22 protein-coding genes are annotated in these 26587 nt (G+C 69.9%); 11 read left to right on the top strand and 11 right to left on the bottom strand.

The genetic code is table 11. From position 1 onward, the window contains the following. Positions 1 to 10: 10 nt before the first annotated feature. Positions 11 to 907: a TIGR03619 family F420-dependent LLM class oxidoreductase gene (locus QSK34_RS05385; RefSeq protein ID WP_161478292.1), complete on the bottom strand. Its 897-nt coding sequence runs from the start codon at positions 905 to 907 to the stop codon at positions 11 to 13. A 16-nt stretch (positions 908 to 923) separates the two neighbouring features. On the opposite strand from QSK34_RS05385, the gene QSK34_RS05380 reads away from it, so the two are divergent. Together QSK34_RS05380 and QSK34_RS05375 are read left to right on the top strand one after the other, a co-directional pair. Then, complete coding sequence (locus QSK34_RS05380) at positions 924 to 1739, top strand: phosphotransferase family protein (RefSeq protein ID WP_285580543.1); 816 nt, start codon at positions 924 to 926, stop codon at positions 1737 to 1739. A gap of 27 nt (positions 1740 to 1766) precedes the next feature. After that, positions 1767 to 2051, top strand: coding sequence for a TFIIB-type zinc ribbon-containing protein (locus QSK34_RS05375; RefSeq protein WP_502875352.1), 285 nt, complete (start codon positions 1767 to 1769; stop codon positions 2049 to 2051). Between the two features lie 67 nt (positions 2052 to 2118). Here QSK34_RS05375 and QSK34_RS05370 read toward each other — a convergent pair whose 3' ends face one another. Beyond that, the gene (locus QSK34_RS05370; protein WP_285580539.1) at positions 2119 to 3687 is read right to left on the bottom strand and encodes an ABC-F family ATP-binding cassette domain-containing protein; all 1569 of its coding nucleotides are present in this window, start codon (positions 3685 to 3687) and stop codon (positions 2119 to 2121) included. A gap of 135 nt (positions 3688 to 3822) precedes the next feature. Next, a complete protein-coding gene (locus tag QSK34_RS05365) occupies positions 3823 to 5766 on the bottom strand; it encodes a CehA/McbA family metallohydrolase (protein WP_285580538.1) in 1944 nt (647 codons plus the stop codon). Between the two features lie 217 nt (positions 5767 to 5983). Here QSK34_RS05365 and QSK34_RS05360 point away from each other — a divergent pair, with 217 nt between their 5' ends. The 4 genes from QSK34_RS05360 to QSK34_RS05345 are packed head-to-tail and all read left to right on the top strand — an operon-like array spanning position 5984 to position 10223. Then, entirely contained in the window at positions 5984 to 7030 is a 1047-nt protein-coding gene (locus QSK34_RS05360) for a hypothetical protein (RefSeq protein ID WP_285580537.1), read from the top strand. 10 nt (positions 7031 to 7040) lie between these two features. Then, complete coding sequence (locus QSK34_RS05355) at positions 7041 to 8153, top strand: toxic anion resistance protein (RefSeq protein WP_285580536.1); 1113 nt, start codon at positions 7041 to 7043, stop codon at positions 8151 to 8153. After that, positions 8150 to 9658, top strand: a complete 1509-nt coding sequence (locus QSK34_RS05350; protein ID WP_285580534.1) for a vWA domain-containing protein — start codon at positions 8150 to 8152, stop codon at positions 9656 to 9658. The genes QSK34_RS05355 and QSK34_RS05350 overlap by 4 nt, the downstream gene beginning before the upstream one ends. Next, positions 9645 to 10223, top strand: a complete 579-nt coding sequence (locus QSK34_RS05345) for a hypothetical protein (protein WP_285580532.1) — start codon at positions 9645 to 9647, stop codon at positions 10221 to 10223. The genes QSK34_RS05350 and QSK34_RS05345 overlap by 14 nt, the downstream gene beginning before the upstream one ends. Before the next feature lie 78 nt (positions 10224 to 10301). Here QSK34_RS05345 and meaB read toward each other — a convergent pair whose 3' ends face one another. From meaB to QSK34_RS05310, 7 genes are all read right to left on the bottom strand, one after another. Then, positions 10302 to 11237 carry a methylmalonyl Co-A mutase-associated GTPase MeaB gene (meaB, locus tag QSK34_RS05340; protein WP_285580530.1) on the bottom strand — a complete coding sequence of 312 codons (936 nt, stop codon included), beginning with the start codon at positions 11235 to 11237 and terminating at the stop codon, positions 10302 to 10304. Then, positions 11234 to 13351 (bottom strand): methylmalonyl-CoA mutase, encoded by a 2118-nt coding sequence (gene scpA, locus QSK34_RS05335; protein ID WP_285580528.1) that lies wholly within the window; start codon positions 13349 to 13351, stop codon positions 11234 to 11236. The genes meaB and scpA overlap by 4 nt, the downstream gene beginning before the upstream one ends. Continuing rightward, a complete protein-coding gene (locus QSK34_RS05330) occupies positions 13348 to 14997 on the bottom strand; it encodes a methylmalonyl-CoA mutase subunit beta (RefSeq protein ID WP_285580526.1) in 1650 nt (549 codons plus the stop codon). The genes scpA and QSK34_RS05330 overlap by 4 nt, the downstream gene beginning before the upstream one ends. 55 nt (positions 14998 to 15052) lie before the next feature. After that, complete coding sequence (locus QSK34_RS05325; RefSeq protein WP_202609562.1) at positions 15053 to 15865, bottom strand: peptidoglycan recognition protein family protein; 813 nt, start codon at positions 15863 to 15865, stop codon at positions 15053 to 15055. Positions 15866 to 15936: 71 nt separating this feature from the next. Continuing rightward, the gene (locus tag QSK34_RS05320; protein ID WP_285580523.1) at positions 15937 to 17055 is read right to left on the bottom strand and encodes a 5-methyltetrahydropteroyltriglutamate--homocysteine S-methyltransferase; all 1119 of its coding nucleotides are present in this window, start codon (positions 17053 to 17055) and stop codon (positions 15937 to 15939) included. Positions 17056 to 17131: 76 nt separating this feature from the next. After that, positions 17132 to 18061 carry an S-methyl-5-thioribose-1-phosphate isomerase gene (gene mtnA / locus QSK34_RS05315; protein ID WP_285580521.1) on the bottom strand — a complete coding sequence of 310 codons (930 nt, stop codon included), beginning with the start codon at positions 18059 to 18061 and terminating at the stop codon, positions 17132 to 17134. Next, positions 18058 to 19152 (bottom strand): amidase family protein, encoded by a 1095-nt coding sequence (locus QSK34_RS05310; protein ID WP_285580520.1) that lies wholly within the window; start codon positions 19150 to 19152, stop codon positions 18058 to 18060. The genes mtnA and QSK34_RS05310 overlap by 4 nt, the downstream gene beginning before the upstream one ends. Before the next feature lie 99 nt (positions 19153 to 19251). On the opposite strand from QSK34_RS05310, the gene QSK34_RS05305 reads away from it, so the two are divergent. Next, positions 19252 to 20322, top strand: coding sequence for a DUF5925 domain-containing protein (locus tag QSK34_RS05305; RefSeq protein ID WP_285580517.1), 1071 nt, complete (start codon positions 19252 to 19254; stop codon positions 20320 to 20322). A gap of 319 nt (positions 20323 to 20641) precedes the next feature. Here the strand turns inward: QSK34_RS05305 and QSK34_RS05300 are convergent, their stop codons facing one another. Continuing rightward, complete coding sequence (locus QSK34_RS05300; protein ID WP_285580515.1) at positions 20642 to 21448, bottom strand: hypothetical protein; 807 nt, start codon at positions 21446 to 21448, stop codon at positions 20642 to 20644. Positions 21449 to 21518: 70 nt separating this feature from the next. Between QSK34_RS05300 and QSK34_RS05295 the strand changes: the two genes are divergently transcribed. The 4 genes from QSK34_RS05295 (at position 21519) to QSK34_RS05280 (ending at position 26549) form a co-directional block, all read left to right on the top strand. Further along, the gene (locus QSK34_RS05295; protein ID WP_285580513.1) at positions 21519 to 22766 is read left to right on the top strand and encodes a M20/M25/M40 family metallo-hydrolase; all 1248 of its coding nucleotides are present in this window, start codon (positions 21519 to 21521) and stop codon (positions 22764 to 22766) included. A 511-nt stretch (positions 22767 to 23277) separates the two neighbouring features. Then, the gene (locus tag QSK34_RS05290) at positions 23278 to 23454 is read left to right on the top strand and encodes a hypothetical protein (protein ID WP_285580511.1); all 177 of its coding nucleotides are present in this window, start codon (positions 23278 to 23280) and stop codon (positions 23452 to 23454) included. Between the two features lie 18 nt (positions 23455 to 23472). Further along, the gene (locus tag QSK34_RS05285) at positions 23473 to 25752 is read left to right on the top strand and encodes an FxsB family cyclophane-forming radical SAM/SPASM peptide maturase (RefSeq protein WP_285580509.1); all 2280 of its coding nucleotides are present in this window, start codon (positions 23473 to 23475) and stop codon (positions 25750 to 25752) included. 68 nt (positions 25753 to 25820) lie between these two features. Next, the gene (locus QSK34_RS05280; RefSeq protein WP_285580507.1) at positions 25821 to 26549 is read left to right on the top strand and encodes an AAC(3) family N-acetyltransferase; all 729 of its coding nucleotides are present in this window, start codon (positions 25821 to 25823) and stop codon (positions 26547 to 26549) included. Positions 26550 to 26587 lie beyond the last annotated feature (38 nt).

Below are 26587 nucleotides of genomic sequence, written 5' to 3'. Positions count from 1 at the left end.
TACAGGCGATCTACCGGACCGCCCTGGGCGCGAGGTTCTCCATGGCCTCCTCGGCCAGGGCCAGGGAGACGGCCGGGTCGGCGTCGGGGGCGCCGAAGGCGGGGTTGAAGTTGAGGTCGTGGAAGACCTCGGTGATGCCCTTCTCCGCGAGCGCCTCGACGTCCTCCCGGATCTTCTCGTAGGGACCCGACAGCGGCTGCCCGGCGTCCTTCCCCGGCCGGGTGACGCCGCGGCAGACGAAGCGGGTCACCTCGCGGCCCGCTTCCGCGGCGGCCTCCTTCACCTGGTCGATCATGGCCGGGAGGTCGTCGGCGAGCATGCGGCTGGAGCTGATCCACCCGTCGGCCAGCCGCCCGGCGCGGCGCAACGCGGCGGGGGCCCCGCCGCCGAGCAGGATGGGCGGCGGCGTCTCCGGCTTCGGGTCCTGGCGTGAGGGCACGACGTCGTAGAACTCGCCGTGGTGCTCGATCACGTCGTCGGTCCAGAACCGGCGCAGCAGCGTCAGATATTCGTCGGCGCGCTTGCCGCGGCGCTCCAGCGGCACCTTGGAGGCGATGAACTCCTCCTCCATCCAGCCCAGCCCGAGGCCGGCGTCGAGCCGCCCGGCGCTCACCGACTGGAGGGTGGCGAGCTGCTTGCCGAGCAGCGCGGGCGAGAAGAAGGGCAGGTTCAGCACGGCCACGCCGAGCCGGATGCGCGAGGTCAGCGCCGCGACGTACGCGAGCGACACGATCGGGTCCTGCACGCTGCGGTAGGCGGCGCCGATGTCGGTGCCGGCCGGGTGGAGCAGCCGCTGGAACGTCCAGACCTCGTCGTAGCCGAGTTCCTCCGCGCGCGTCGCCACGCGGGCCATGATCTGGGGGGTCGCCCACGTGCCCGACACGGGCACACCGAAGCCGATTCTCATGTCTTAGATTGTCCGCGTGTCCCTCCTCGACGAACTCGTCCGCCACGCGGGCGGCGGCGATCACACCGTCCTGAAGGACACCCGCGTGCTGGTGGTCCGGGTGGGCGACGTGGTGGTGAAGGCCCACGAGGCCGACACCGACGAGGCCGCGCTGAAGGCGCGCCTGGCCGTCGAGCTGCCGGCCGGATTGATGCTCCGCGCGCTCTCGGTCGACCGGGTCGGCGGCCGGATCGTCACCGTGTGGCCCGCCGGCACACCGCTCACCCCCGACGACCTCGACGACGCCCCGTGGGAGGAGGCCGGCGAGCTGCTCGCCGAGCTGCACCGCCAGCCGGTGCCCGACGGGGTGCCGATGATGGGCGGCCCGGAACGGGTGACACGCGCGGTCGCGCGGCTCGAACCGCACGACGTCCCGCGCAGGGCGTACACGACCCTGAACCTCAACCAGCGGCGGCGGGCCCTGACGCACGGCGACTGGCACCTCGGGCAGTTGCTGCGCCACGACGGCGCCTGGACGCTCATCGACCCCGACGACCTCGGCTGGGGCGACCCGGCGTGGGATCTGGCCCGGCCCGCCGCGTGGTTGGCCAACGGGCTGATGGATCCGGCGGGCTGGGATCGCCTGACCCGTTCCTACCTGCGCGCCGGTGGCACCGCGATTTCCGGTGACGACATGTGGCGGGAACTCGACGGGCCGGCCCGCGCGTTGACCGTCCAGTTGGCGGCCGTCGCGGTGGCCAATGCCCGCGAAGACGGTGTCCCGCTTGACGACGCGGCCGAGGCTCTGATCTCCTCCTGCGAGAGGATCCTTGCCGCCCCGCCGCTGTCCTAGAGTGAACGGTGCACGTCACATAAGGAGATGAACCTCATGCAGTGCCCTAAGTGCAGAGGCAACATGCGGACTCTTGACCGCAACGGCGTCCACATCGAGCAGTGCGACAACTGCCGTGGCATCTTCCTCGACTACGGCGAGCTCGAGACCCTGAGCCGCATGGAGAGCCAGTGGGCCCAGCAGCACTACTCGGCCCCGCCGCCCCCGCCGCCGCCCCCCGCCCACGGTCCCGCCTGGGGTCACGGCGGCCACCACGGCGGCCACTACGGCCACCGCCGCAACAGCTGGGTGGGCATGCTCTTCTCCAGCTGATCCCCGAACGTCCGGCGAGCCGCGACCCCGTCACAGGGTCGCGGCTCGCCGCGTGTTCGTCACGTGTTCACAGGTCCAGCCGCCGGGTGATGCCGATCGAGTCGAGGAACGGCAGGTCGTGGCTGGCCACGATCAGCGCTCCCCGGTAGCCCGACAGCGCCTCCGCGAGCTGGCGCACGCTCGCCAGGTCGAGGTTGTTCGTCGGCTCGTCGAGCAGCAGCAGTTGCGGCTGGGCGAACAGCAGCCGGGCCAGCGCCGCCCGGAACCGCTCCCCGCCCGACAACGTGCCGGCGATCTGGTCGGCCCGGCCGCCCCGGAACAGGAACCGCGCGAGGCCCGCGCGGATCTCGTTGTCCGACACCTCCGGCGCGACGGCGCGCACGTTGGCCGCGACGCTGACCGTCTCGTCGAGCACGTCGAGCCGCTGCGGCAGATACCGCGTCGGCACGAGCGCCGGCCACCGGGTGATGGCCTCCAGCAACGTCGTCTTGCCCGAGCCGTTCGGGCCGAGCAGCGCGATGCGTTCGGGGCCCTTGACGACGAGCTCCGACGGTTGGCGGCCACGCCGTTCCGGCACCACCTCCAGCGGTCCCGACACGTCGCGGTCGGTGACGAACGTGCCGCCGAGCGGGAACGAGAGCACCATCCGGGTCTGCGGCACCGCCGTGCCCGGCAGGTCGACGCGGATCTCGGCCTCGTCGCGGACCGCCTCCTCCGCCTCGGTCAGGCGGTCGCGGGCACCGGCGAGGCGCTGCTCGTGCATGATGCGGTGCTTGCCGGCGCTCTCCTGCTGGGCACGTTTCCGCGCGCTCATGATGATCTTCGGCTCACGCTTCTGGGCCTCCATCTTCCTGCCGTAACGCACCCGTCTGGCCAGCTTCTCGTGGGCCTCGACGAGCTCCCGCCTCTCCCGCCGCACCTCGCCCTCGGCCGCGCGGACCATGCGCTCGGCCGCCTCCCGCTCCACGTCGAGCACCTCCTCGTACGCCGTCAGCCCGCCCCCGAAGACCCGTCCGTCGGGCAGTTCGGCGAGCCGGTCGACGAGGTCGAGCAGCACCCGGTCGTGGCTGACCACGACGATCGTGCCCGGCCAGGAGGTGACGGCGTCGTAGAGCCGGTGGCGGGCGGCCAGGTCGAGGTTGTTGGTCGGTTCGTCGAGCAGCAGCACGTCGGGGGCGCGCAGGAACTCGGCGGCCAGGCCGACCATGACCGTCTCGCCGCCCGAGAGCGTGGCGACGGTCCGGTCGAGGCCGACGTCGTCGAGGCCGAGCCGGTCGAGTTCGGCGCGGGCACGTTCCTCGACGTCCCACACGACGTTCTCGTAGTGCTCCTCGGCGGTGTCGCCGGCCTCGATGGCGTGCAGGGCCCGACGGGCCACGGTGATGCCCATCAGGTCGGAGACGGTGCGTCCGACGCCGAGCGGCAGGTTCTGCGGGAGGTGGCCGACCGAGCCCGACACCTGGACCGAGCCCCGGATGGGCACCAGCTCACCGGCGGCCAGCTTGAGAAGGGTGGACTTGCCGGAACCGTTCACCCCGATCAGCCCGGTCACGCCGGGGCCGATCACGAGGTCGAGGCCTTCGAAGACGGGGGTGCCGTCGGCCCAATAGAAGAAGACATCGTCGCAGCGCAACATGGCGCACCAACTCCAGAGGTCATGTGTCAGAGAAAAACGGACATGATCTCTAGAGCTCCAACGGATCTCCCCCGGGCAGGCGATGTGACGTCGTCAACGCTAGACGCCGGGTCGCCCGGCTTCAAATCAATTTCGTCAGAGTCGCGACCGGTAGATCTGCGCGGCCTTCTCGATGAGGTCGAGGTGGTCGGCGAGCTGGCTCGGGGAGTCGAGGCGGGCGTGCGTCCTGACGGTCTGGTCGAGCAGGGCCAGCCAGTCGAGGCACCACCGCACGTCCTCCGTCCGGGCGACCGGGCGGCCGGCGACGTCGACGTAGATGGGGCTGGTGTGGGCGTACACCCGGCGGTGCAGGCTGCGGCGGTGGGGGCCGCCGCTCGCGGTGGCGACGATGTAGGTCGGCTCGGTGACGGTCAGCGTGGTGCGCAGTTCGCCGCCCGGACCGGCGGCGGCCACGCCGCTCGCGGTGACGATCTCCAGGCGCTCCACCTCGGGACCGACGCTGCGCGCGACGACCTCGATCTCCTCGCCGGCCGCCAGGCACCACGTGTCGCCGATCTCGGCTCCCCCGGCGGTCAGCTCCAGCCACGGCCCGGTGGTGGCGAAGGTGCGGCCCTGCCGCACGGCGTGCGCGTACGCCTCGGCGGAGAGGGGGCCGCCGAGACGGGCGTACACGCGTTCCCAGCCGGGCGGGCTGGAGACGGTGTCCTGCCGGGTGTAGGACAACATCGAGTCGGTGCCCGCCAGCGCGGCCAGCCGGTTGCCCGCGCCGAGGAGGCGGCGGTAGACCTCGACGGTGCCGGAGAACTCGGAGAAGTGCAGCAGCTCGACGCCGTCGACCAGGCCGAGCGCGGCGTCGACGACCAGCGCGCGGGCGTTGCAGTCGCGCCGGGCCGCGCCGATGACGTCGCCGGGGGTGGCGACCGGGCCGTGGAACGGGTGGGCGTAGCCGAGCACGGCCTGGAGCTCGCGCAGTTCGCCGCAGGCCGTCCCGTTCGGGGGCCAGTCGGCGTCGTCGAGGAAACCCGTGTGGTAGATCGAGGGCGGCGCGGCCAGGCCGAAGGCGTGCACGTGGCCGAGCAGGTCGTTGCGGTATTCGACGCCCATGCGGGCGACGTGCCCGGCGTCCGACCAGGGCAGGTCGCGGCCGGCCCAGTGGTGCAGCGCCTCCTGGTCGTAGACGCGGCGGCCGGCCACGTTGCCCGCCACCAGGTTGAGCACGTGCAGGTCCTCGCCGTGCTGCATGACGGCGGCCTCGGCGGGGGCGGCCACCACGTCGCCCGCCCAGTTGAGGTGGACGTGCAGGTCGGCACCGTACCAGCCTTTCGCGGCGGCGTCGTAGACGCGGGCCGGGGTGAGGTCGACGGTGGTCTCGCGCCAGGGCGACGGCACGACCTGGGTCTCGGCGAGTTCGTACTCCATGCCGCGGGTCACCCGGACGACCAGGGGTTCGGCCGGCACGGGCAGCGTCAGGTCGTCGCCGTGGAAGTAGGGCACGCCGTGGTAGTCGCGCCGGTGCGGGACGCCGTCGGGCCACCAGCCCTGGCCGTCGGTCGACGTCACGCTCCAGCGGCAGGGGAACCCGGCTCGCAGCCGCAGCCGCGCCGGGACCGCGGCCCGGGTGAGCACCGACAGGTCGACCGGCTCGCCGTCGCAGCGCAGGTCGCTGTCGCTGGCGAACTCGGTCAGGTGGGCGCCGCCGGGCCCGATGACGTGCTCGGTTCCGTCGAGAGTGACGGTGGCGGTGGTCGTCCGGGCGGAGTCGACCAGCAGCACGCCCGGCACGGGGGTCGCGGAGAGCACCGCGCTCGCGCGGGCCTCCAGGATGTAGCCGCCGGGGGTGAGCCGCAGCACGGTCAGCCCGTCGGGGACCTCCCGGCCGCTGACGGCGTCGCGGAAGGCCCGGTCGAGGTCGGTGTCGCCGGACATCTGATAGGCCTCGTCCGGAAACCGGAGGAAGCTCAGCATGCGCACGTAGCCGATCGGCGGTTCACCCCAGGTGATGCCGTGCTCGGCCAGGAGGGCGCGGTAGTCGTCGAGGGCCCGTGCCACCACCGGCGGCAAGAGCGGGTCATGGTGCATGATGCCTCCCCGATATCCGAAAGCGACAGCATCGTCACACCGGATCACCAGGCATGGGGTGCAATCGTGCATCGGGGTGCAGCGAGGTCGAACACGGTGGGGGAAAACCCGAACCGGGAGCAAAAAACCGTCACCCGTGAAATCGCGGTGAACGAGCTCTGAATTCTTTTTGCGGCTCGCGTCGGTTTTCTCGGCGTCTCACATAATTCGAGATGAGATGAGGAGAAGATTACTCGGCGTGGCGCTGGCCGTCCTTCTGGGTGGAGGGGTCGTCGCGGCCCTCGTCCTGGGCAACCTGGGGTCAGGCGTCACCGTCGTCCGCGGCGTCATCGGGTCGGAGAAGAAGCCCTTCTTCGACGACCCGCAGGTCAAGGCCGCCTTCGCGAAGCACGGCCTCCAGGTTGAGGTCGACACCGCCGGGTCCCGCGAGATCGCCACGAGCGTGGACCTGGACACCTACTCGTTCGCCTTCCCGTCGAGCGCGCCGGCCGCCGAGAAGATCAAGAAGGAGCGCGGGGTCAACGCGACCTTCGCGCCGTTCTTCTCGCCGATGGCGGTGGCGACCTTCGAGCCGATCGTGGCCACGCTGACCCGGGCGGGGGTCGTGAGCGGTACCACCTTCGACATCAAGAAATATCTGGAATTAGTTGATGAAGGCACTCGGTGGGATGCGCTGCCCGGTTCGGCGTACAAAGCCAGAAAACGGGTGCTGCTCACCACGACCGACATCCGCACCTCGAACTCGGCGGCCATGTACCTGGCGCTGACCAGCTACGTCGCCAACGGCGACGACGTCGTCCAGGGGGCCGACGCGCGGGTCGCCGAGCGGGTCGCGCCGCTGTTCCTCGACCAGGGCTACTCCGAGTCGACCTCGGAGGCGCCGTTCGAGGACTACCTGGCCATGGGGATGGGCAAGACCCCGATGATCATGGTGTACGAGGCCCAGTACGCCGCCCGCCTGTTCGCCGGCGACGGCACGATCGGCCCGCAGATGCGGCTGCTCTACCCGTCGCCGACGGTGCTCAGCAAGCACACCCTGGTGCCCTTCGACGAGAACGCGAGCGAGGTCGGCCGCCTGCTGACCGAGGATCCGGAGTTCGCCGGGCTCGCCGCCGAGCACGGCTTCCGCACGGCCGACCCGGGCGTCTTCGCCGGCCTCGCCGAGGGCACCCCGCTCACCCCCGATCTGGTCGACGTGGTCGAGCCGCCCACCTACGACCATCTGGACCAGCTCGTCGCCATGATCGAAGAACGTTACCTCTGAGGGACGACTGATGGACCTGGTACTCACGCCACCGGAGCCGGTCCCCCCGGTGCCCGCCGAGAAGGCGTCGCGGATGATGCCCATCTCCGGCGAACGCGACGCCGAACTGGCCGGACGGGCCCGCGCGTTCGCCGGCGAACTGGCCGCGCTCGACCCGCGCTCCCCCGACTTCACCAGGAAGGTCGCCGACATCACCGCGATGGGCGCGACGGAGGTCGGCGCGTCGTCGCAGGTCTCCAACCGCATGCTGCGCCGCCCGCTGAAGGCGGCCGACGGACCGGTCGCCGGCGACCTGGTGGCGCTGCGCCGCACGATCGTCGACCTCGACCCGAAGAACGCCACCACCGGCCGCCGCCTGATGGGCCTGCTGCCGGGCCGGCTGCGTGACTACTTCGCCCGATACCAGAGCGCGCAGAAGCACCTCGACGACATCGTGCGCTCGCTCAGGTCGGGCCAGGACGAACTGCGCAAGGACAACGCCGCCATCGAGGGCGAGCGCCGCCTGCTGTGGGACGCCATGCTCAAGCTCCAGGAGTACGCCGTCATGGCCGCCGCGCTCGACGCCGAGATCGAGGAGCTGATCCTGCGCGAGCACGACGAGGAGCGGGCCACCGCGTTGCGCAGCGACGCCCTGTTCGCGGTGCGCCAGCGCCACCAGGACCTGCTCACCCAGCTCGCCGTCTCGGCCCAGGGCTACCTGGCGCTCGACCTGGTGCGCAAGAACAACCTGGAGCTCATCAAGGGCGTCGACCGCGCGACCACGACGACGATGGCCGCGCTGCGCACGGCGGTCGTGGTCGCCCAGGCGCTCGCCGGGCAGAAGCTGGTGCTCGACCAGATCACCGCGCTCAACACGACCACCTCCGACCTCATCGTGTCGACGAGCGAGCTGCTGCGTGGCCAGGCCGCCGACATCCAGGCGCAGGCCGCCGCGACGACGGTCGACCTCGACGCGCTGCGCAAGGCGTTCGACAACGTCTACGCCACCATCGACACCATCGACGAGTTCCGCGCGCGGGCCGTGGAGAACATGGCCACCACCGTCGGCAGCCTGACGGTGGAGATCGAGAACGCGCGCAGGCACCTGGACCGGAGCGACCGGAGCGACCGGAGCGAGCGATGAAGCGGGCGTTGTCGGCGCTGCTGCTGGTCGCGGCGTCCCTGACCGCGTGCTCGGCCGACGAGCCGTTCCGGATCCTGGCGGGCAGCGAGGTCGCCGACCTCGAACCGCTGCTGAAGGAGTCGGGCGTCGAGGTCGAGTTCACCTACGCCGGCACCCTCGACGGCGCCGAGCAGGTCGCCCGCGGCGACGCCGCCGGCTACGACGCGACCTGGTTCTCCTCCAACCGGTACCTGTCGCTGATCGACGGCGCGCGGGAGAAGTTGTCGACCCAGACGAAGATCATGAACTCGCCGGTGGTGCTGGGCCTCACGCCGGCCAAGGCGGCCGAACTCGGCTGGACCGGCAAGCCGGTGACCTGGTCGGACATCGCCACCGCCGCCGCGGCGCAGCGGTTCACCTTCGGGATGACCAACCCGGCCTCGTCCAACTCCGGCTTCGCGGCCCTGGTCGGGGTGGCGGCGGCGCTCTCGGACGCCGGGGAGGCCCTCGACGCGGGCACGATCGCGGCGGTGACGCCGCGCCTGAAGGAGTTCTTCTCGGCGCAGCGGCTCACCGCCGGTTCGTCGGGGTGGCTGGCCGACGCCTACACCGCGCGGCCCGACGTCGACGGGCTGGTCAACTACGAGTCGGTGCTGCTCGGCATGCGCGACAGGCTGACGCTGGTCTATCCGTCCGACGGGGTGGTGTCGGCCGACTACCCGCTGACCCTGCTCGCCTCCTCCGGCCGTAAGGAGCAGTACGACAGGCTGGTCGCGTGGTTGCGTACACCCGAGACCCAGCGGAGGATCATGACGGCCACCCACCGGCGGCCGATCGTGCCCGGGGTCGCGCTCGCGCCCGAGTTCGGGTCGGCCTCGCTGGTCGAACTGCCGTTCCCGAACCGCCGGTCGGCCGCCGACCAGCTCATCGCCGCCTACCTGAACGACCTGCGGGTGCCGGCGCGGGCGACGTACGTGCTGGACACCTCCGGCTCGATGGACGGCGACCGCATCGAGAGCCTGCGCGCCGCCCTGGTGACGCTGACCGGCGCCGACACCTCCGCCTACGGCACGTTCTCCCGGTTCCGCAACCGGGAGCAGGTCCACCTGCTGCCGTTCAGCGACCACCCCAAGGGACGGCAGGACTACGAGATCCCCGCCGCCGACCCCGAGCCGGTGCTCGGCCAGATCAGGACCTACGCCGAGAGCCTGTCGGCCGACGGCGGCACCGCCATCTACGACGCGCTGCGCGCCGCCTACGAGCAGCAGGCCGACTCGCGGCGCTACTCCTCGATCGTGCTGATGACCGACGGCGAGAACACCGACGGCTCGGAGTACCTCGACTTCCAGCTCTACTACCAGGCGCTTCCCCCCGAGCGGAAGGCCGTCAGGACCTTCGTGGTGCTGTTCGGCGACAGCGACGCCGACGAGATGAACCAGGTCGCGAAACTGACCGGCGGCGCCGTCTTCGACGCCAGGGACGGCTCGCTGGCCGAGGCGTTCAAGGAGATCCGTGGCTACCAGTGACCGGGTCCTGACCTACCTGGGCTCGACGAAGAACATCGTCGGCTCGATCTGCGGGCTGGCCGGCGTGGGCCTGGTGTTCCTGGGCGTCGCGGGCGCGTTCTGGCCCGTGGTGGTCATCGGCCTGTACGGCCTGGGCGCCCTCCTGGCCCCCTCCGACAAGACCCGCGTCGTGTTGTCCGTCGCCAGGGCGGAGACCGCCGCCCTGCGGGCCGAACTCGACCACCTGGTCGGACGGCTGCGCGGCCTCCCGCCCGACGTGATCGACCGCGTGGTCGACCTGGCCCAGACGCTGCGCGGCATACTGGGCCGGGTCGAGTCCCCCGACCACCTCCACGTGGTCTCCCAGACCATCCGCGACTACCTCCCGACCAGTCTGGACGCCTACGGCCGCCTGCCGCTCTCCCGGAGGGAGGCCGCGCACGAGGAACTGCTCAGCCAGCTCGACCTGCTCAAGACGGGCTTGGGCCGGGTGGCCGACGCCGTCCACGCCGGAGACGAACAGGCCCTGAAGGACCAGGGCCGCTTCCTCCAGGACCGGTTCGGCGGATCTTCCTTGGACCTGTGAACCGGTCCAGCTGAACCGGCCTCGGAGGGGACGACTCGGGGGCGGCTTCGCCGCAGCACACGCACGGGCAAGCCGGACCTATTCGGCGTCGCCCTCGCCGGATCTGTAGAGCAGGTCGGCCGCCTGGGCCGGGGTCAGTTCACCGTCGAGGACCTGCCGTTCGATTCCGGGGGCGATCTCGCGTGTCCTGTCCCGCAGGTCGCCGAGGACCCGTTCCCGGACCATCGCCCACGTCCAGTCGACCGCCTGGCGCTGGCGTTTGGCCGTCAGGTCGGTCGTCTCCTGGTGTTTCAGGATGTGCGCCCACAACTCCTCCAGCCCCGCCCCGGTCAGCCCGCTGCAGGTCAGCACGGGGGTGTGCGAGTTCAGGAGGCGCAGCGCCCCGGACAGTTCCCTGGCCGCCTTCCTGGCCGCCAGTTCGAACTCGCCGTCGGCCTTGTTGACCGCGATCACGTCGGCCAGTTCCAAGACGCCCTTCTTGATGCCCTGGAGCTGGTCTCCCGTCCGCGCGAGGGAGAGCACCAGGAAGGTGTCGACCATCTCGGCCACCGCCGTCTCCGACTGCCCGACGCCGACGGTCTCAACGAGCACCACGTCGTAACCGGCCGCCTCGACGACGACCATCGCCTCGCGCGTCGCCTTCGCCACTCCGCCGAGCGTCCCGGCGGTCGGCGACGGGCGGATGAACGCGTTCGGGTCGACCGCCAGGCGGCTCATCCGGGTCTTGTCGCCCAGGATGCTGCCGCCCGACCTGCTGGAGGACGGGTCGACGGCGAGCACCGCCACCCTGTGGCCCGAGCCGGTGAGCATCGTGCCGAGCGCCTCGATGAACGTCGACTTGCCCACGCCCGGCACCCCGCTGACCCCCACCCGGCGGGCCTTGCCGGCCGCCGGGGCGAGCTCCGCGAGCAGGGCCTGCGCCTGCACGCGGTGGTCGGCGCGGGTCGACTCGACCAGGGTGATGGCGCGCGCGATCGACCGGCGGTCACCCTTCACGACCCCTTCGGCGATCATCGGTTCCGCAGGTCGGCGATGAGGTCGAGGGCGGCGTCGGCGATGACCGTGCCGGGCGGGAAGATCGCGTCGGCGCCCGCCGCGCGCAGCGCGTCGAAGTCGCCGGGCGGGATGACCCCGCCGACCACGATCATGATGTCACCCGCGCCCTGGTCCTCCAGGGCCTTCTTCAGCGCCGGGACGAGCGTCAGGTGCCCCGCCGCCAGCGACGACACCCCGACGACGTGGACGTCGGCCTCGACCGCCTGGCGGGCGACCTCCTCGGGCGTCTGGAACAGCGGGCCGACGTCGACGTCGAAGCCGAGGTCGGCGAAGCCGGTCGCGATCACCTTCTGGCCCCGGTCGTGGCCGTCCTGGCCCATCTTCGCCACCAGGATCCGGGGCCGGCGGCCCTCCTCCTCGGCGAACTCCGCGCAGGCCTTGCGCACCTCGTCGATCCTGCTCATGCCGGCGCCGGCCTCCTGGCGGTAGACCCCGGTGATGGTCCGGACGCGGGCCTCGTGGCGGCCGAACACCTTCTCCAGCGCGTCGGAGATCTCCCCGACGGTCGCCTTCGCGCGGGCCGCGTCGACCGCGAGGGCCAGCAGGTTGCCGGTCCCGGCGGCGGCCTTGGTCAGCGCCTCCAGCGCCTGCTCCACCTGCGCCGCGTCGCGTTCCGCGCGCAGCCTTTCGAGCTTGGCGAGCTGCTGACGGCGTACCGCGCTGTTGTCGACCTTCAGCACCTCGATGGGCTCGTCGGCCTCGGGGCGGTACTTGTTCACGCCGATCACCGGCTGGCGGCCCGAGTCGATGCGAGCCTGGGTGCGGGCCGCGGCCTCCTCGATGCGGAGCTTGGGCAGGCCCAGGTCGATGGCGCGGGCCATGCCGCCGGCCTCCTCGACCTCCTGGATGTGCGCCCAGGCACGCTGCGCCAGTTCCTCGGTCAGCTTCTCGACGTAGTAGGAGCCACCCCACGGGTCGATCACCCGCGTCGTGCCCGACTCCTGCTGGAGCACGAGCTGGGTGTTGCGGGCGATCCGGGCCGAGAAGTCGCTCGGCAGCGCGAGCGCCTCGTCGAGGGCGTTGGTGTGCAGCGACTGCGTGTGGCCCTGGGTGGCCGCCATCGCCTCGACGCAGGTGCGGGCGACGTTGTTGTAGACGTCCTGCGCGGTCAGCGACCAGCCCGAGGTCTGCGAGTGGGTGCGCAGCGACAACGACTTGGGGTTCGTGGCCCCGAAGTCGCGCACCAGCCGCGCCCACAACAACCGGGCCGCGCGCAGCTTGGCGACCTCCATGAAGAAGTTCATGCCGATGCACCAGAAGAACGACAACCGCGGCGCGAACGCGTCGACGTCCAGCCCGGCCTTCGTGCCCGCCCGCAGGTATTCGACCCCGTCGGCCAGCGTGTACGCCAGCTCCAGGTCGAGCGTGGCCCCCGCCTCCTGGATGTGGTAGCCGGAGATCGAGATCGAGTTGAACTTCGGCATGCGCCGCGAGGTGAACTCGAAGATGTCGGAGATGATCCGCATCGACGGTTCCGGCGGGTAGATGTAGGTGTTGCGGACCATGAACTCCTTGAGGATGTCGTTCTGGATCGTGCCCTGGAGCTGCTCGGGCGCCACCCCTTGCTCCTCGGCCGCCACGATGTAGAGCGCGAGGACCGGCAGCACCGCCCCGTTCATGGTCATCGACACCGACATGCGGTCGAGCGGGATGCCGTCGAAGAGCTGCCGCATGTCGTAGATCGAGTCGATCGCCACCCCGGCCATGCCGACGTCGCCCTGCACCCGCGGGTGGTCGGAGTCGTAGCCCCGGTGGGTCGCCAGGTCGAAGGCGACCGACAGGCCCTTCTGGCCCGCCGCCAGGTTGCGGCGGTAGAACGCGTTGGACTCCTCGGCGGTGGAGAACCCGGCGTACTGGCGGATGGTCCACGGCTGGTTGACGTACATCGTCGGGTAGGGGCCGCGCAGGAACGGCGCGCTGCCGGGGTAGGTCGGCAGGTAGCCGGGCAGGTCGGCGGCGTCGTAGACGGGCCTGACCGCGATGCCCTCGGGGGTCTCCCACACCTCGCCGTCGACCTTGACGGGCTCGGCGTGGCCGGTCCCGAGCGGGATCTCGCTGAAGTCGGGGATCATCGGTCCACTCCCAGGTCGTCGAACGTGGTCTCCAGGACCTTGAGGGCGTCACACCCCGCGAAGAGGGTGGCGTCGACACCCTCATACTCCCCCTTCCCGGCCAGCCACACCTTCGCCGCCCCCGCCTCCCTGAGCGCGGCGGCGGCCTGCGCGGCCTGGTCGGCGTACAGGCGGTCGTTAGAGCAGATGCACACGACCGTGGTCAGGGACGGATCGAAGTCGGCCACTTCACCGGACACGGTGCCGATGCCGCCGGCGGCGAAGAGGTTGGCGGCGAACGTGGCACGCGCGGTGTGCACGGCGATCGGGCCGAGCGTGGCCAGGAAGACCGTCGGCCTGCTCTCCTGCCGGTCGGCGAGGTCGCGGAGCCGCTCATAGGGCTCGGCGTGGCGGGCCGGCTCGCCGGCCAGGCCGTGGCCGGGCTCGCGGACCGGCAGCCTCTCGGCCAGGTTCGGGAACTCGCTGACACCGGTGATGGGCCATCTGCGGCGGGCGACGTCGGCGGCGCGCCTCTCGCGCGTGGCGGCGACCGCCTCCTCGATCACCGACCCGCCGTGCTTCTCGGCCTGCCGGAACAGGTCCCACGCCGTGTTCGCCAGGTCGTCGGTGAGCTGCTCCACGTACCAGGAACCACCCGCCGGGTCGGCGACCCGGGCGACCCCGGCCTCCTCGACCAGCAGCGACTGGGTGTTGCGCGCGATCCGCCGGGCGAACGCGTCGGGCAGCCCGAGCGCCGCGTCGAACGGCTGGACCGTCACCGCGTCGGCGCCCCCGGCCCCCGCCGCGAAACACGCCAGCGTGGTGCGCAGCATGTTCACCCACGGGTCGCGGGCCGTCATCATCGCGCCCGAGGTCACGGCGTGCTGCGCCTGCGCGGGCGGGCCACCGGCCACCTCGGCGACCCTGGCCCACAGGCGGCGGGCCGCCCGGAGCTTGGCGATGGTGAGGAACTGGTCGGCGGTGGCGGCGTAGCGGAACTCGACCAGCTCGAAGGCCCGCTCGACCGGCAGCCCGGCCTCGGTGAGCCGCCGCAACGCCTCGACGCCCTGCGCGAGCGACGCGGCGAGCTCCTGCGCGTCGGCCGCGCCACGGTCGTGCCAGGCCAGCGCGTCGACCACGACCAGCTTCAGCCGGCCGTGCGCCCGCCCGGCGAAGTCGGCGAGATCGGGGTCGTCCGGGGCGAACCCCAGGTTCCCGCCCGGCAGCTCCAGGTTCTCGGCGAGCTGGAGGAAGGCGTGCGCCGCCGGTGCGGCGCGGTCGCCTGCGTCGAGCACGACCGGCGCCAGGTCCAGCAGCACCCCGTCGAGCGCCACGGGCAGGTCGGCGGGATCGAGCGCGGTCAGGTCGAGCCAGATCGAGGAGACCCCGTTCTCCAGATCGGCGAGGACCGCCTCCCGGGTCACCCGGGCGTCCGGATGGGCGTGCCGCTGCCGGACGTCCCACGCCCCGGCCCGGCCCACCGGACGCGGCGCGTCGGGCAGCGTGTCGTAGAGCGGCGCGATCGTCACACCGTCGTAGAGACGGGTCGCCAGCCGCCCCTCGGGGTCGTCGCCCTCATAACCCGACTTGCGCAGCACCCCGAGCGCGAGCGCCCGCCATTCCTCCCGCGATCCGGGATCGAACCCGGCCGCCAGATCCACTTTCATGCTCCGGATGATAGGCCGAAGCCCTAAAGCGAACCTCCCCTAGCCGACCCCTGTTTCACAATGTGTAGCGAAACGAGGCGTCCCAGGTCTGTTTGCCCACGATCCCGTCGTCGGGCAGGTCGACCCGCCGCTGGAACGTCTTGCACACGTCACGCGACCGCTGACCGTAGGCGCCGTCGGCGTCGAGCTCGAACCCGATCTTCTTCATCTGCTGCTGCCACCGCTTCACGTCGTCACCGACGGTGACCGGCGGATAGGTGAACAACCGCCCCGGCCACGCCGGGATCTGCCCGCCCGGAGGATTGGCCGGGTCGCCGCCACCGGGCCGGGGCGCGCCCCGCTGCACCCACGCGTACAGCGCCGCGCCGGGGCAGTCGGTGGAGAAGCCGTCGCGGTGCCCCTTGATCTCGGTCCCGGCCCCGCCCTCCTGGCGGAGGTACTCGATCGCGTCGAGGATGCCGTGCAGCAGATCGTTGTTGGGCTTCACGAACCCGGCGTTGCCGACCAGGCCGAGCACGGCGTAGTGGTCGGAGTTGAGCCCGGAGCCGTTGGCGGCGGGCAGCCGGTCGGGGCCGCGCCCGACGAACACCCTCTTGTGCGGACAGGCGATCATGGAGTAGCCGATGTCGATCCAGCCGTTGCCGTCCATGTGGAAGTTCTGGATCGACTTGACCTGGGCGACGCACAGGTTGTGGTTGTCGACGATCTCCGGGGGCACACGGCCGCCCGTGTAGTGGACCTTGACACCCTTCGTGGACGTCAGCGGGGAGTAGGACCCCTTGGGAGCGCGGGCCCCCCATTGAGAGCGGGTCACCAGCGAGATCGCCACGAGGAAACTCCCGAACAGGTTGGACAGGACGCCGAGCATATTGGCCGCCGGATGGCGCGAGTGGCGCTTTGCCCATATCGACGGCCGATATGCCCAACTCTCATGACCCTCTAGCCCCAGACCTCCTGCGCCGTCTCGACGATCAGACGGAGCTTGGCCAACTGGTCCTCCTGGGTGAGGGAGTTGCCCTCCACGGTGGAAGAGAACCCGCACTGCGGGGACAGGCAGAGCTGGTCGACGTCGATGTACTTCGAGGCGGCCTCGATGCGCCGCTTGAGGTCGTCCTTCGACTCCAGCACGCCCGACTTGGTGGTGACGAGGCCGAGGACGACGTACTTGCCCTTGGGGACGTAACGGAGGGGTTCGAAGCCGCCGGAGCGCTCGTCGTCGAACTCCAGGAAGAAGCCGTCGACGCCGAGTTCGCCGAACAGGGCCTCGGCGACGAAGTCGTAGGAGCCCTCGGCGGCCCAGGAGGAGCGGAAGTTGCCGCGGCACATGTGGGTGGTGATCCGCATGCCCTCGGGCCTGGTCGCGATGGCGGTGTTGATCTGCTGGATGTAGCGCAGGTGGAGGTGGTCGGCGTCGTCGCCGCGGGCGGCGATCTCGGCGCGCTGCGCGGGGTCGTTGAGGTAGGCGAGCGAGGTGTCGTCGAACTGCAGGTAGGTGCAGCCCTGCGCGCCGATGCGGGCGACCTCGTTCTGGTACGCCGCCGCGAGGTCGGACCAGAACTCCTCGATGTCTGGGTAGACATCGGGGTCGATGGCGGCCTGGCCGCCGCGGTAGTGGACCATGTTCGGCGACGGGATGGTCAGCTTGGGGGTCTGGCCCTCGCCGGCCACGCTCTGGAGGTAGGCGAAGTCGTCGCCGAAGATCGTCTCGTTGAGAGTGATCTTGCCGTCGACCTTCATCCCCTTGGGGGTGAACTCGATCTTCTCGTTCTCGTTGCGGAACTTGACGACGATCTGCTCGTCGGCGGCCACGCTGATGCCGCCGAGGCGGTAGATGAAGTCCATGTGCCAGGAGGCGCGGCGGAACTCGCCGTCGGTCGCGGTCTGGAGGCCGGCCTCGGCCTGGAGGGCGACGACGTCGCGGATGGCGGCGTCTTCGACGGCGCGCAGGCCGGCGGCGTCGAGGGTGCCCTTGGCGTAGTCGTCACGAGCCTGGAGCAGGGTGGCCGGCCGCAGGAGGCTGCCGACGTGATCCGCGCGGAAAGGGGGTTCTGTGCGCATTGCGAATCATCTCCATGGATGTCTGGAACATGACGGAAGTCGTCAAGACGCTAGCGCATGCGGGCCAGTTTCTTGATCACGAAATGAGCGTTTCGCCCCGCGCGGGACGGACCACCCTCCGCTCGGTGACGATCGCCGTGATGAGCTCGGCGGGCGTCACGTCGAAGGCGGGGTTGTAGGCCGCGACGCCGGGCAGCGCGGTGACCTCGGCGCTCCCCCGGTCTTCGATCTCGATGTCGGCTCCGCCGGGCGTGCGCGGGTCGACGGTGGTCTCGGGCGCGACCACGACGAAGGGCACCCCGGCCCGGTGGGCGCCGAGGGCGAGCATGTAGGAGCCGATCTTGTTGGCGGTGTCGCCGTTGGCGGCGATGCGGTCGGCCCCGATGACGACGGCGTCGGCCGCGCCGCGCGCCAGCAGGAACGGCCCGGCCGAGTCGACGACGAGCCGGAACGGCGCGCCCATCCTCTGGAGCTCCCAGGTGGTGAGCCGGGCCCCCTGGAGCAGCGGCCGGGTCTCCAGCGCGATGGCCTCGGTGAGCGCGCCGCGTTCGTGCATGGTCTGGATCACCCCGAGCGCGGTGCCGCGCTCGACGGTGGCCAGCGCGCCGGTGTTGCAGATGGTCATGACGCGGCTCGCGCCGTAGGCGGCGAGCAGGTCGGCGCCGCGCTCCCCCATCTCCCGGCAGGCCCGGACGTCCTCCTCGCGGATCTCCAGGGCCCGCTTCAGCGGATCGGCCGCCAGGGCGGCCTCCCGCACCCCCCACGCCAGGTTCACCGCGGTCGGCCGGGCCGCCGCCAGGGGTTCGACCGGCTCTCCGGTACGGGCGGCGAGCGCCACCCCCAGCGCCCCGGCGACCCCGAGGGCGGGCGCGCCCCGCACGGCCAGCCGCTTGATCGCGTCGACGAGCTCGGCGACCGTGGTGATGCGGAGGTGGACGACCTCGCCGGGCAACCGGGTCTGGTCGATGAGGACGATCGCGTCGCCGTCCCAGCCAATCGTCGTCATGCCCCCGACGCTAGCGCGAACAGGTTCTCGTCGCCCCCCGGGGCGGCCGTCAGCGACAACCCCAGCGGCAGCCCGTCGACCCGCGTCACCGGAAGCGACAGGACGGGCGCCCCGGCGATCGGCGCCAGGCAGGTCAGCCGCAGGGTGGCCGCCCGGGTCCGGGCCGGCCGCCCGAGCGCCGGGGCCGTGACGGGCGCGCTCGGCAGCGCCATCACGGCGCCCTCCAGCAGGTCGAGCAGCCGCTGCCGCGCCTCGGCGACGGTCTTGCGGGCCAGGCTGACCTCCTCGGCGGTGAGGCTCTCGGCCCGCGCGAACCGGGCGGCGACGCCGGGCCCGAACGCGGGCCGCTCGGCCTTGACCCATTCGCCGTGGCAGGCCCACACCTCGGCGGCCTGGGTGACCGCGAACGCGTCGGTGGCGTCGAGCCCGAGCGGGGTCCGGTCGACGGGCAGCCCGAGGTCGCGGATGCCCGCCGCCAGCGCGGCGCCCACCCGCGGGGACAGTTCGCTCCAGAGGTCCGCGGGCACCCAGACCCGCTCCGGGACCGGCGGCCGGGGCGCGGGGTCGACGAGCACGCCGGCCGCCCGTTCGAGCAGCGGCAGCTCCCGGGCCAGCAGGCCGGGCACGTCGTAGGAGGGCGCCAGCGGCACGATGCCCGCGCGGGGAGCCCGGGAATGGGTGGGGCGGTAGCCGTACAGACCGCAGAAGGAGGCCGGGACGCGGACCGAACCGGCGGTGTCGGTGCCCAGCCCGAGATCGGCGCGGCCGGCGGCGACGGCCGCGGCGGACCCGCTCGACGACCCGCCGCAGACGTGACCGGGCGCGGCCGGGTTCTCGGGCGCGCCGTAGTGCTGATTGGTGCCCCCCAGGCTCCAGGCCAGCTCGTCGGTGTGCGTCTTGCCGGCGAACACGCTCATGGAGCGGAGCCGCGCCACGGCCTCCGCGTCACGCTCGGCCGGTCCCATCAGCAGATCGGGATGGCCCGCCCCGGTGGGCAGCCCCTCGACGTCGACGACATCCTTGACCGCCAGGCGAGGCCCCGCGGCCTCAGGCGTCACGGAACCCCACGGAACGAACGGATCGATCGCCATGCCTCACCTTCCTACGCGAGGCCGATTTCGCCCCCGTGTCCCTCGCGTAAACGGATAATGCGTCGACACCTCCCCCGACAGATCGGGATCATTACCCCCATGACTCCGCTCGAGATGAAAGTGTGGGTCGACGACAGCGACAGCCCCGCCGACATCATCGACGCTCTGGCCCTGTCCCCGTTCGCGACCGGAACACAGCCGTGGGCGCAGACCGCCAGCGTCGAAAGAGTACGCAAGGACGCGCCCCTGACCGCCTCCGGCGGCGTCCTGGTGCGCGCCGCCACCTCCGACGACGGCCCCGACTCCCGCCTGTACGAGGGCGAGGGCTGGACCATGCGCGTCATCCGCTACAAGGGCGGCAACGCGATGGTCGCGGTGACGGCCGTGACCGAGGACCTGGCCGCCGCCGTGGTGGCCGAGACGGTGAAGGACGCCGCCGAACCCCGCCCGACCGACGAGGACAACGTGACGATGGGCTTCTTCTGGAAGTCCGAACACGGCCGGAGGCGCTCGACCAAGACGATCGGCGCCTCGGCGTGGGCGGACGTGCGGCGCAACTACCCGCGCCTGGCCCAGGGGAAGCTGGACTCCCTGATGGCCCTGCGGCCCGGCTCGGCCCCCGGCCGCCTGCTCCTCCTGCACGGCCCGCCCGGAACGGGCAAGACGACGCTGCTGCGCACCCTGGCCCGCGAGTGGCGGTCGTGGTGCCAGGTCGACTGCGTGCTCGACCCGGAGCGGCTGTTCAACGACCCCGGATACCTGATGGAGGTGGCGGTCGGCTGCGACTGCCCCGACCACGACGAGAAGAAGTGGCGGCTCCTCGTCCTGGAGGACTGCGACGAACTCATCCGCGCGGAGGCCAAGATGTCCGCCGGGCAGGGGCTCTCCCGGCTGCTGAACCTGACCGACGGCCTGCTGGGTCAGGGACGGGACGTCCTTGTCGCCGTCACCACGAATGAGGATCTGCAGCGGCTGCATCCCGCGGTGGTGCGGCCGGGCCGGTGCCTGGCCCAGATCGAGGTCGGGCGCATGCAGCCCGACGAGGCCGCGGCATGGCTGGGCGATCCGGCCGGAGTGGGCCCCGGCGGGCTGACGCTGGCCGAGATGTTCGCGCTCAAGGCCGGTGTGGCGCCGGAGGAGACTCCGGTCGAGACCGGCCTGTACCTGTAGGTGGTGTGGCGGCTCCGCCCGGAGGTTTCCGGGGGGAGCCGCTTCTGATGGTGGTCCCTGCATAGGGAACCGGCCGCAGCGCCGTGTGCCATGCCCGGCGGTTCACGGCCCGCGGCACAGCTGAACCGCCGCTTTCCTGTGCCTTCACTTGGAAGTCGACCTGAGGCCGGGACCGCTGGGACATCGGTGAGGCCTTCTCGTGTGCCGCACCCAGACGCGCCTTCACTCGGATGACGACCCGAGGCCAGGGACGCCGGGACATCTCATGTGCCGCAACCCTCACGCGCCTTCACTCGGATGACGACCTGAGGCCGGGACCTCAGGTGCAGGTGATGTGGCCCGCCTGTTCCCGCTCGATGACCCGGTGCCAGGGGAAGCCGGGCGAGAGGGCCGGGCGGTCCAGCCGGACCGTGTCGAACCTCAGGCTGGGCACCCGGTCCAGGGCCTTCGCCAGGGTTCTGGCCCCTCCCTCGACCGCGGTGACGGTCAGGCCGGCGTGGCGGTGCAGGGCGTAGGTCTGGGCGTACACGTCGAGGAAGGTGCTCAGTCTCGTGTACGACGTGAGCAGGAACTCCGCCGGCTGAGGGGCGGGCCGCGACGGCGGCGTGGTCGGCTGGAACCGGCCCAGGACCCCCTCCAGGATGACCCTGTCGTCGAAGACGTCGGGGGTGGTGACGAGCCGGGCGTTGGGGAACTGTTCGACGTCCACGCAGTCGTCGCGGCTCGCCGACGGCCCGTTGACCTGCACGACCTTCACCGGATCGGTGGTGCGGTCGAAGTGGTCGACCCAGCGGACGCGCAGGTCGGTGACGTAGGGCCCGCCTCTGCGGAACCGCCCGAGGCCCGCGCCCCGGTTGGGCACGGCCAGAAGGACCATGCGGGAGACGTGCCCCGCCCAGGGGCGGTGTTCGCGGGAGTCGTCGTCGCCGTTGGCGACCAGGTAGGCGTGGCGGAAGACCAGACCGGCCGTGCCGTGGGCGACCAGGGCGATGCGCCCGCCGTCCCAGTTGACGTCGATCCACCGGCAGAGGCTTCTGGGGTCGTGGTGGGTGACCTTGGCGGCGTGCCAGCCCTCCGGCGTCGGGGGCGCGCCGGGGCCCTGATAGATCAGCAGATTCCGCCGCATATCCGGAGCTTGGCGCGCTTCCGGCGGGGTGGCGTGAGTAGGGGCATGCTCAATCAGGAAGGCTGACATCATGAGCGAGGCCGCCAAGATCTGTTCCGAGCTGATCCGCATCGACACCACCAACCCCGGGCCCGGGGAACGGGAGGCCGCCGAATACGTGGCCGGGTTGTTGTCCGAGGTGGGCCTCTCCCCGGTCATCGTGGAGAGCGCCCCGCGCCGGGCCAGCGTCATCTGCCGGGTGCCCGGCGACTCACCGGACGCCCTGTTGATCCACGGGCACCTCGACGTGGTGCCGGCCGACCCGGCCGACTGGGCCGTCCACCCCTTCAGCGGCGAGATCGCCGACGGATACGTGCACGGGCGCGGGGCCGTGGACATGAAGGGATCGCTGGCGATGACGCTGGCGTGGGTGCGGCAGGGGCTGCGGCCCCGGCGGGACCTGGTGCTCGCCTTCCTGGCCGACGAGGAGTCGACCGGGGAGTTCGGGTCCCGGTACGTGGTCTCCGAGCACGCCGACCTGTTCGAGGGGTGCAGCGAGGCGATCTCTGAGTCGGGCGGGTTCTCGGTGACGATGCCGTCGGGGGTGCGGGTGTATCCGATCGGGGTCGGGGAGCGGGGGACGGCGTGGATGAAGGTGACGGCGCGGGGGGTGGCGGGACACGGGTCGAAGCCGCCGGTGGACAATCCGGTGGCGGAGCTGGCGCGGGCGCTGACGCGGGTGGCCGACCACGAGTGGCCGATCCGGCTCACGCCGGCGGTGTCGGCGATGATCGCCGAGCTCTCCGGGATCCTCGGGATGGAGATCGACCCCGCGAACCTGTCAGGGGTGCCGCCGAAGGCCGCCGCTCTCTTCAAGGGCACGATCAGGAATTCCACCAACCCGACCATGATGAACGCCGGATACAAGATCAATGTTATTCCCGGGACCGCTGAGGCGGGAATTGACGGCAGATTCGTACCGGGATTCAGGGAGGAATTCCTCGACACTCTCGACCGGCTGCTGGGCCCCCGGATCACCCGGGAGTTCATCAACTTCGAGGACGCCCCGTCGGCGCCGACAAGCGGCCTGTTCCACGAACTGGGTGCGGCCCTGACGGCCATGGACCCCACCGGGCGGCCCGTGCCATATGTTATGACAGGGGGCACGGACGCCAAATCCTTCGCCCGGCTCGGCATCAAAGGCTACGGTTTCGCCCCGCTATTGCTTCCGCCCGATCTCGACTACTTCGCACTGTTTCACGGGATCGATGAACGGGTGCCGGTCGAAGGGCTCGAATTCGGCGTCGATGCCCTCCATCGACTTCTCGCATCGCGGTAAGCACGACCGCATTTGAGGTTGATTGCGTCACTCACACCCCACAACGTGACCACCTTGACCTCGATACCGATTATGCGGGTAGATTGCGATCGAGTTGCACAGACATCAACATTTGGCCGCGCCAACACAAAGGCTCTGTCCATAATTCCGTCACACAGCGGACACGAGTTGTTACTTTACGTAGCTGAACGACATCATTGGGCACTCTCGCACCAGAAGGGAGCTTCCCACAACGGACAAAAAATACTATATTATCCATTGAGTGCTACTTTGCCATATTGCGGGATTATATAACGGATCCAGGGATAAATACCCTAGATAGTTAGGGCTGGACTTGCAATCGGGTCACCGATCACGTTGACCTCGGCGCGAGAACAGCGATAATGTTTGCGCGCCACTAGGTGTAATGGCCATCGATCCCAGCGATAAACCTCTCGGTTCAGGCTAACTTGGAACACCATTTCGGCGGCACCCCCCACAAAAGTCTCAATCCCGAGAAGTTTACCGTCCTATGAAAGGTCTGGCCATGACACCCGCGTCGCTCGACGTCGTCGAATCAGTCGTTATCAACGTCACCGGAATGTCGCTGACGGACATTGAGCGAACTCATGGCCGCGAAACCGAAGCCATGCTTCAGCGCATGATCGATCAAGAACTCACCGAGACCCGCTTCAACTCGGCTCTCTAGAAACACGGAATCCGCGGAATGACTCAGCCCATTCTGCCGATCAGCCAATTTGTAGTGAAGGTCCACAGTAGATGCGACCTGGCATGCGACCATTGCTACGTATACGAGGCCGAGGACAGCAGTTGGAGGGGAAAACCCAAGGTCCTCGACCTCGACACGGCAAACGCGATCGCCCGTCGCATCGCCGATCACGCCGCTGAGCACGACTTGCCCTACGTGCAAGTGGTTCTGCACGGAGGCGAGCCGCTGCTGGCTGGGCCGGCTCGCCTGAACCACATCGCGACAACCTTGAGAGACCATCTGCCGCCGCATCGCAAACTCGACCTTCGGATACACACCAATGGGGTGACACTCAACGGTCGGTTCCTCGAGGTCTTCGATCGTCACCAGATCAGGGTCGGCATATCACTCGACGGTGATCGTGAAGCCCATGACCGTCATCGGGTCTACTCCGACGGGCGAGGAAGCCACGACAAGGTCATCCGCGGCATCGGGCTGCTACGCCCGTACAAGCACCTCTATTCAGGTCTGTTGTGTACCGTCGACGTGGCCAATGACCCGATCAGGGTTTACCGTGCTCTCCTTGAGCAGGCTCCACCACGAGTGGATTTCCTTCTCCCTCATGCGACATGGGATGACCCTCCGCCCAGGCCGTCGCCGACCGCCTACGCCGACTGGCTGATCACGATTCACGACCAGTGGGAGCGAGACGGCCGTCCAATGGCCATCCGCCTGTTCGATTCCGTGATCCGTACCCTCAACGGCCGGCCCAGCCTCACCGAAGCGATCGGCCTTGATCCCAGCACTCTCATGGTGATCGAGACAGATGGTTCCTATGAGCAGGTCGACTCCTTGAAGGTCGCCTTCGACGGCGCCCCGGCCACCGGGCAAGACGTCTTCCGGCAGTCCATCGACGAAGCCGCCGCTCACCCGGGGATACTCGCCCGGCAACAGGGCCTTGCCGGATTGTCGGCGACATGTCAGCGTTGTGAGCTCGTCTCCTCATGCGGTGGCGGGTTGTACACCCACCGGTATCGTGCCGGCTCGTTCGCCAATCCGAGCGTCTACTGCGCAGACCTCTTCAAACTGATCAGTCACATCAGAGACGCGGGTTCCATGCAGCACCACCTGCTTTCACTCAGCTCCTTCAACACCATCGCCGCCGGCTTCGGAGACCTCGACGACATCGGACAACTGGCGGCGGGTCAGCAGAGCCTGCGCCGGGTACTGATCACCGGGTTCAGCGACCATGCCGCCTGGCCGGCCCTCGTCGCTCTCGACAACCGCCGTCCAGACGCGGTCAGTAGAGTGCTTGATCACCCGTATATCCGCGAGTGGGCGATCAGGGCGCGAAAGGGGAGTGCCGACACCGCCTACTTCGGGAACATCACCGCCGCCATCGCGGCGGTCGCGGAGGTGGACGGCACATTTCAGGTTGAGGTACGCAATGGCATGGCTCACTTCCCCACCGTGGGCACGCTCATCGGCCTGACCGGCGGTTCGGCCGAGGTGACCGTCGAGAACGGGCGGATCGAAGCGTCGGGCGACCTTGGGTGGTGGCCGTCGCGCCGACTCACCTCGGGTGACTTCTCCGTGCTGCTCGACGACAGCGATCCGTTCCGTGACTGCTACGACCTGCCGATCACGGCGCGACTCACATCGGACGAGATGGTTTCCTGGCAATCGACGTTCCATGCTGCCTGGACGCTGATCGAAAGCGATTATCCGGAGTACGTGCCCGCGCTTCGAGCAGGACTGTCCACTATCACTCCGCTCAGGGCCGACGCCGACGGCGATGAGGTGAGCTGCACCGCGCGGAACGCGTTCGGGGCGATCGGTACCGCGCTGCCCGCGTCTGCCGAAACCCTGTCATTGCTGATCGTGCACGAATTCCAGCACGTCAAGCTGGGTGCAGTGCTCGACCTCGTCAACCTTTTCGATGTAGACGACAAACGCCTCTTCTACGCGCCGTGGCGTCCCGACCCGCGACCGCTGGAAGGCCTGTTCCAGGGCGCCTACGCTCACATCGCGGTGGCCGACTTCTGGCGGCGTCGCAGAAGATCCACTGACCGGCTCGCGGATCATGTGCAGTTCGCCCGCTGGCGTGACCAGACGGCAAGCGCCGTGAACACTCTTCTCGAATCCGGCGCACTCACCGACCAGGGCCTCCGATTCGTCCGCCAGATGAAGGAGACGGTGACCCCGTGGTTGAGCGAGGCAGTGCCTCCGGAGGCGAAAGTCGCGGCGGACGCCTTCACTCAAGCTCACCAGGACGCCTTCCGGGCGCAGACCGCCTGACGACGCTGTCGGCCGAATCCCTGCGTGCTGAACTGGTGCGCTTGGGAGTCCGGTCAGGTCAGACGCTGATGGTGCACGCATCGCTCAGCCGAGTCGGCATGGTCGAGGGAGGGGCGGCCGCCGTCGTCGCGACACTTCGGGACATCCTCGGCCCTGCGGGCACTCTCGTAGTGCCGACCTTCACACCGCAGAACTCCGACACTTCAACCGCCCACGTACAGATCACCGCGGGTATGAGCCCCATGGCGAAGGCCGTCTACCGGGAAAACATGCCCGCCTTCGACCCCTTGTCGACACCCTCCTATGGGATGGGCGTCATCGCCGAGACCGTCCGGCTCTCCCTCGGAGCGATCAGGAGCACACACCCCCAGACCTCGCACGCCGCCATCGGCGCCCAGGCCCAGTGGCTGATGGAGAGTCACGCGCGCGATTGCCACCTCGGCGAGAACTCGCCCTTGGCTCGCCTTTACGAGTCAGACGCGCAGGTCCTTCTGCTAGGCGTGGGGTTCGACCGTTGCACTGCTTTTCACCTAGCCGAATATAGGTACCTTTTTCCGGATACGCCCACGCGGGTCTACCGTTGCGTTGTGAACGACGGCGATGGGCGGAAGTGGTGCGAATTCGTTGACGCCGTGCTCGATGATAGCCAGTTCGCGCAGGTGGGCGCAGACTTCCTGTCAGCCGGGCCCGTATGTCGTGACCGCGTGGGAGGGGCAGTGTCCACACTGTTCCCTCTCCGCGCAGCCGTTGACCACGCTGTCCGGTGGCTGCGAAGCAACCGGAGTCCAGAAATCTGATGCCATAGAGCAAGACTCAACTCGGCTCTGTTCATATA

Source organism: Herbidospora sp. NBRC 101105 (assembly GCF_030269205.1).
In the GTDB taxonomy this organism is placed as follows: Bacteria; Actinomycetota; Actinomycetes; order Streptosporangiales; family Streptosporangiaceae; genus Herbidospora; species Herbidospora solisilvae.
This window is presented reverse-complemented; position numbering and strand designations above follow the sequence as displayed.

Bases quoted from the DNA above. Each gene is read 5' to 3' on its own strand.
- QSK34_RS05325 (WP_202609562.1), bottom strand. From the start codon at position 15,865: ATGCTCGGCGTCCTGTCCAACCTGTTCGGGAGTTTCCTCGTGGCGATC.
- QSK34_RS05305 (WP_285580517.1), top strand. From the start codon at position 19,252: ATGACTCCGCTCGAGATGAAAGTGTGGGTCGACGACAGCGACAGCCCC.
- QSK34_RS05375 (WP_502875352.1), top strand. From the start codon at position 1,767: ATGAACCTCATGCAGTGCCCTAAGTGCAGAGGCAACATGCGGACTCTT.
- scpA (WP_285580528.1), bottom strand. From the start codon at position 13,351: ATGATCCCCGACTTCAGCGAGATCCCGCTCGGGACCGGCCACGCCGAG.
- QSK34_RS05385 (WP_161478292.1), bottom strand. From the start codon at position 907: ATGAGAATCGGCTTCGGTGTGCCCGTGTCGGGCACGTGGGCGACCCCC.
- QSK34_RS05300 (WP_285580515.1), bottom strand. From the start codon at position 21,448: ATGCGGCGGAATCTGCTGATCTATCAGGGCCCCGGCGCGCCCCCGACG.
- QSK34_RS05280 (WP_285580507.1), top strand. From the start codon at position 25,821: ATGGTGCACGCATCGCTCAGCCGAGTCGGCATGGTCGAGGGAGGGGCG.
- mtnA (WP_285580521.1), bottom strand. From the start codon at position 18,061: ATGACGACGATTGGCTGGGACGGCGACGCGATCGTCCTCATCGACCAG.
- QSK34_RS05350 (WP_285580534.1), top strand. From the start codon at position 8,150: ATGAAGCGGGCGTTGTCGGCGCTGCTGCTGGTCGCGGCGTCCCTGACC.
- QSK34_RS05285 (WP_285580509.1), top strand. From the start codon at position 23,473: ATGACTCAGCCCATTCTGCCGATCAGCCAATTTGTAGTGAAGGTCCAC.
- QSK34_RS05290 (WP_285580511.1), top strand. From the start codon at position 23,278: ATGAAAGGTCTGGCCATGACACCCGCGTCGCTCGACGTCGTCGAATCA.
- meaB (WP_285580530.1), bottom strand. From the start codon at position 11,237: ATGATCGCCGAAGGGGTCGTGAAGGGTGACCGCCGGTCGATCGCGCGC.
- QSK34_RS05355 (WP_285580536.1), top strand. From the start codon at position 7,041: ATGGACCTGGTACTCACGCCACCGGAGCCGGTCCCCCCGGTGCCCGCC.
- QSK34_RS05330 (WP_285580526.1), bottom strand. From the start codon at position 14,997: ATGAAAGTGGATCTGGCGGCCGGGTTCGATCCCGGATCGCGGGAGGAA.
- QSK34_RS05310 (WP_285580520.1), bottom strand. From the start codon at position 19,152: ATGGCGATCGATCCGTTCGTTCCGTGGGGTTCCGTGACGCCTGAGGCC.
- QSK34_RS05320 (WP_285580523.1), bottom strand. From the start codon at position 17,055: ATGCGCACAGAACCCCCTTTCCGCGCGGATCACGTCGGCAGCCTCCTG.
- QSK34_RS05370 (WP_285580539.1), bottom strand. From the start codon at position 3,687: ATGTTGCGCTGCGACGATGTCTTCTTCTATTGGGCCGACGGCACCCCC.
- QSK34_RS05295 (WP_285580513.1), top strand. From the start codon at position 21,519: ATGAGCGAGGCCGCCAAGATCTGTTCCGAGCTGATCCGCATCGACACC.
- QSK34_RS05365 (WP_285580538.1), bottom strand. From the start codon at position 5,766: ATGCACCATGACCCGCTCTTGCCGCCGGTGGTGGCACGGGCCCTCGAC.
- QSK34_RS05360 (WP_285580537.1), top strand. From the start codon at position 5,984: ATGAGGAGAAGATTACTCGGCGTGGCGCTGGCCGTCCTTCTGGGTGGA.